This is a genomic window from Pseudomonas sp. NPDC088885, from assembly GCF_044750025.1.
GTDB classification, from domain to species: Bacteria; Pseudomonadota; Gammaproteobacteria; order Pseudomonadales; family Pseudomonadaceae; genus Aquipseudomonas; species Aquipseudomonas rustica.
In genome coordinates this window covers 1-4,025 of the sequence record NZ_JBIVJB010000183.1, presented here as the reverse complement: position 1 = coordinate 4,025, position 4,025 = coordinate 1, and the positions used below count along the sequence as shown (strand labels likewise).

At 59.8% G+C, this 4,025-nt stretch carries 3 protein-coding genes; 1 reads left to right on the top strand and 2 read right to left on the bottom strand.

What is annotated here, in order from left to right; all coding sequences use genetic code 11:
• The coding region (locus ACIP1X_RS28030; RefSeq protein WP_394598080.1) for an HU family DNA-binding protein at positions 1-127 on the top strand (127 nt) is incomplete at its 5' end.
• A 206-nt stretch (positions 128-333) separates the two neighbouring features.
• Here the strand turns inward: ACIP1X_RS28030 and rlmF are convergent.
• Together rlmF and ACIP1X_RS28020 are read right to left on the bottom strand one after the other, a co-directional pair.
• Positions 334-1,353: a 23S rRNA (adenine(1618)-N(6))-methyltransferase RlmF gene (gene rlmF / locus ACIP1X_RS28025; protein WP_150729529.1), complete on the bottom strand. Its 1,020-nt coding sequence runs from the start codon at positions 1,351-1,353 to the stop codon at positions 334-336.
• 233 nt (positions 1,354-1,586) lie between these two features.
• Positions 1,587-4,025 (bottom strand): valine--tRNA ligase (locus ACIP1X_RS28020; protein WP_400755893.1); only part of this gene is annotated, 2,439 nt, incomplete at its 5' end.

Below are 4,025 nucleotides of genomic sequence, written 5' to 3'. Positions count from 1 at the left end.
GAAAGTGACCGAGCGTCCTGCCCGCACTGGCCGTAACCCTTCGACTGGCGCTGCCATCGAAATCCCTGCGAAGAAAGTGATCAAGCTGGTTGTGGCCAAAGGCCTGACCGACGCTGTGAACAAGTAAGACGCAGCAATAAAAAACCGTGCTCCGGAGTGATCCGGGCACGGTTTTTTTGTGCCTGCTTTTTACAGGCGGCACAAATCAAATGTGGGAGCGGGCTTGCTCGCGAAAGCGGTCTACCAGTCGAAATTAGCGTTGACTGACATACTGCCTTCGCGAGCAAGCCCGCTCCCACATTTAGTTTTGCATTTCTTCAGAAATAGCTTTGTTTAGCGCACCCAGCGCTCGCGGCGCCAGATCTGCTGTTCGGACTTGGTCTGGAACGTCCACGCCACGAAACGGCTCTGCTTCTGGCCCTGCGACATCTCGACGACCTGGCTTTCCAGCACGCCGGCCTTTTTCAGTGCGGTTTCGATGGCTGGCAGGTTCGACGCCTTCGACACCAAGGTGCTGAACCACAGGACTTTGTGCTGGAAGTTCGCGCTCTCGGCGATCAGTTGCGTCACGAAACGCGCTTCGCCGCCTTCACACCACAGCTCGGCTGACTGGCCACCGAAGTTCAGCACCGGCAGTTTACGTTTCGGATCGGCCTTGCCCAGCGCACGCCATTTGCGCTCGCTGCCCTTGGTCGCTTCGTCCATCGAGGCGTGGAACGGCGGGTTGCACATGGTCAGGTCGAAACGCTCACCTGGCTCCAGCAAGCCAATCAGGATGTGCTTGCGGTTTTCCTGCAAGCGCAACTGGATCACCTTGTTCAAGTCGTTGGACTGAACGATTGCTTTGGCGGCAGCCACGGCCGTCGGGTCGATCTCCGAACCGAGGAAGTGCCAGCGGTATTCGCTGTTACCGATCAGCGGATACACGCAGTTGGCTCCCATGCCGATGTCGAGCACGTTGACGATCGCGCCGCGCGGCACCTTGCCGTCGTTCATGCTCGCCAGCAGGTCAGCGAGGAAGTGCACGTAATCGGCACGGCCCGGCACTGGCGGGCAGAGGTAGTCTGCCGGGATGTCCCAATGCTGGATGCCATAGAACGACTTGAGCAGCGCCCGGTTGAACACGCGCACCGCGTCGGGGCTGGCGAAGTCGATGCTTTCCTTGCCGTACGGGTTGGTGATCACAAACTTCGCCAGTTCCGGCGTGGTCTTGATCAGCGCCGGGAAGTCGTAACGACCCTGATGGCGATTGCGCGGGTGCAGGCTGGCCTTTTCACGCGGCTCGACGGTCTTGGCCGGGGTCGCGGAGTCGGGCTTTTTGCGCGCAGGTTTGGGTGTGCGGGGGGCGTTCATGGGCGTGGTCGATTCGGGTATGGCTGAAAGTGGCGGGTATTGTCCCACATATAAAGGCAACACCGTTCAAACTGTGGGAGCGGGCTTGCTCGCGAATGCGTTGTATCAGCCAACGCATCAAAGGAATGACACGCCGCCTTCGCGAGCAAGCCCGCTCCCACAGGGGATTTGTGGTGTGGCGGGAATGAAAAAGGGAGGCCACTTGGGCCTCCCTTTTTCAATGCGATTTGCCGTTACAGGCTGGCAATCCGCGCGTGTTGCTCGGCCAGTTTGGCCAGGGCTTGTTCAGCCTCGGCCAGTTTGGCGCGTTCCTTCTCGATGACTTCGGCCGGGGCCTTGTCAACGAATCCGGCGTTGGACAATTTGCCGCCAACACGCTGAACTTCACCCTGCAAACGCAAGATTTCCTTGTCCAGACGTGCCAGCTCGGCGCCCTTGTCGATCAGACCGGCCATCGGCACCAGCACTTCCATCTCGCCAACCAGAGCGGTGGCGGACAACGGCGCTTCCTCGCCAGCCGCCAGAACGGTGATCGATTCCAGACGCGCCAGCTTCTTCAGCAGCGCTTCGTTCTCGGTCAGACGGCGCTGGTCTTCAGCGCTGACGTTCTTCAGGTAGATCGGCAGTGGCTTGCCCGGGCCGATGTTCATTTCGCCACGGATGTTGCGCGTGCCGAGCATCAGTTCCTTGAGCCACTCGATGTCGTTCTCGGCGGCCGGATCGATGCGCTCTTCGTTGGCCACCGGCCACGGTTGCAGCATGATCGTCTTGCCCTGAATACCGGCCAGCGGCGCGATGCGCTGCCAGATTTCTTCAGTGATGAACGGCATGAACGGATGCGCCAGACGCAGCGCCACTTCCAATACGCGAACCAGCGTACGGCGAGTGCCGCGCTGACGTTCAACCGGCGCATTCTCGTCCCACAGCACAGGCTTGGACAGTTCCAGGTACCAGTCGCAGTACTGGTTCCAGATGAACTCGTACAGCGCTTGCGCCGCCAGGTCGAAACGGAACTGATCGAGTTGACGGGTCACTTCGGCTTCGGTGCGTTGCAGTTGCGAAATGATCCAGCGATCCGCCAGCGACAGTTCGTAGGCTTCGCCGTTCTGGCCGCAATCTTCGCCCTTGTCCAGAACATAACGCGCGGCGTTCCAGATCTTGTTGCAGAAGTTGCGATAGCCTTCAACGCGGCCCATGTCGAACTTGATGTCGCGACCGGTCGAAGCCAGCGAGCAGAAGGTGAAGCGCAGGGCGTCGGTGCCGTAGCTGGCGATGCCGTCGGCGAACTCGTCGCGGGTCTGCTTCTCGATCTTCTTCGCCAGTTTCGGCTGCATCATGCCGGAGGTGCGCTTCTGCACCAGGTCTTCCAGCTCGATACCGTCGATGATGTCCAGCGGGTCAAGGACGTTGCCCTTGGACTTGGACATCTTCTGGCCCTGACCATCACGCACCAGACCGTGTACATAAACGGTCTTGAACGGTACCTGCGGCGTGCCGTCCTCGTTCTTGATCAGGTGCATGGTCAGCATGATCATCCGGGCAACCCAGAAGAAAATGATGTCGAAGCCCGTCACCAGTACGTCGGTGGAGTGGAATTTCTTCAGGAACTCGGTTTTTTCCGGCCAGCCCAAGGTGGAGAACGTCCACAGACCGGAACTGAACCAGGTGTCGAGAACGTCGTTGTCCTGTTGCAGCGCCACGTCCGGGCCAAGGTTGTGCTTGGCACGCACTTCGGCTTCGTCGCGACCGACATAGACTTTGCCCGACTCGTCATACCATGCCGGAATCCGGTGGCCCCACCACAGCTGACGGCTGATGCACCAATCCTGAATGTCGCGCATCCACGAGAAGTACATGTTTTCGTACTGCTTCGGTACGAACTGAATGCGACCGTCTTCAACGGCAGCAATCGCAGGCTCGGCCAAAGGCTTGGTCGACACGTACCACTGGTCGGTCAGCCACGGCTCGATGATGGTGCCGGAGCGGTCGCCTTTCGGCACTTTCAGGCCGTGGTCGTTGACGCTGACCAGCAGGCCGGCGGCGTCGAACGCGGCAACGATCTGCTTGCGCGCTTCAAAACGCTCAAGACCGGCGTATTCAGCTGGAATTGCACCATCGATGCTGTCGTTCAGCGTACCGTCGAGGTTGAACACCTGGGCTGCCGGCAGCACGTTGGCGTTCTTGTCGAAGATGTTCAGCAGTGGCAGGTTGTGGCGCTTGCCGACTTCGTAGTCGTTGAAATCGTGGGCCGGGGTGATTTTCACGCAGCCGGTGCCGAATTCAGGATCGCAGTAATCGTCGGCGATGATCGGGATGCGACGGCCAACCAGCGGCAGCTCGACAAACTTGCCGATCAGGGCTTGGTAGCGCTCATCGTTCGGGTTAACCGCAACGGCGGAGTCGCCGAGCATGGTTTCCGGACGGGTGGTCGCGACGATCAGGAAATCGTTGCCATCAGCGGTTTTCGCGCCGTCGGCCAGCGGGTAGCGCAGGTGCCACATGGAGCCTTTGGATTCGCGGTTTTCCACTTCCAGATCGGAGATGGCGGTGCGCAGCTTCGGATCCCAGTTCACCAGGCGCTTGCCGCGGTAGATCAGATCTTCTTTGTGCAGACGGACAAACACTTCGCGCACCGCGTTCGACAGGCCATCGTCCATGGTGAAACGCTCGCG

Bases quoted from the DNA above. Each gene is read 5' to 3' on its own strand.
- rlmF (WP_150729529.1), bottom strand. From the start codon at position 1,353: ATGAACGCCCCCCGCACACCCAAACCTGCGCGCAAAAAGCCCGACTCC.